This is a genomic window from Lentilactobacillus parakefiri (genome assembly GCF_002157585.1).
GTDB classification, from domain to species: domain Bacteria; phylum Bacillota; class Bacilli; order Lactobacillales; family Lactobacillaceae; genus Lentilactobacillus; species Lentilactobacillus parakefiri.
In genome coordinates this window covers 1-329 of sequence record NZ_BDGB01000069.1, presented here as the reverse complement: position 1 = coordinate 329, position 329 = coordinate 1, and the positions used below count along the sequence as shown (strand labels likewise).

The window sequence follows — 329 nt, the reverse complement described above, 5'->3', positions numbered from 1 at the left end:
CCAAATTCAATCTGGCTGACCTTTTACGGGTCCTGCCAATCTCTCCAGATACCTTTTTCTACTGGAAACGCCAATTTAAGAAACCAGACAAGGATTGCCAATTGAAACACTTTATTTCTCGTATCTGGAATCACGACCAACACATGGGGGTTCTGCGGATTACCCAGGCCCTCCTGAATGATTTTGACCTTAAGGTCAACCATAAGCGCGTTTATCGGCTGATGAAGGAGTTGGATATCCAAGGGGAAGGTTATCGTAAGAAGATCCGCAAATATGATTCCTCTAAAGGTCCTGAAGGAACTAGAGTCAAAAACAAGTTACGCCGCCGT

1 protein-coding gene is annotated in these 329 nt (G+C 44.7%); it reads left to right on the top strand.

The window, feature by feature from the left end:
- A partial coding sequence (locus tag LPKJCM_RS12765; protein WP_133057559.1) for an IS3 family transposase occupies positions 1–329 on the top strand: 329 nt, incomplete at both ends.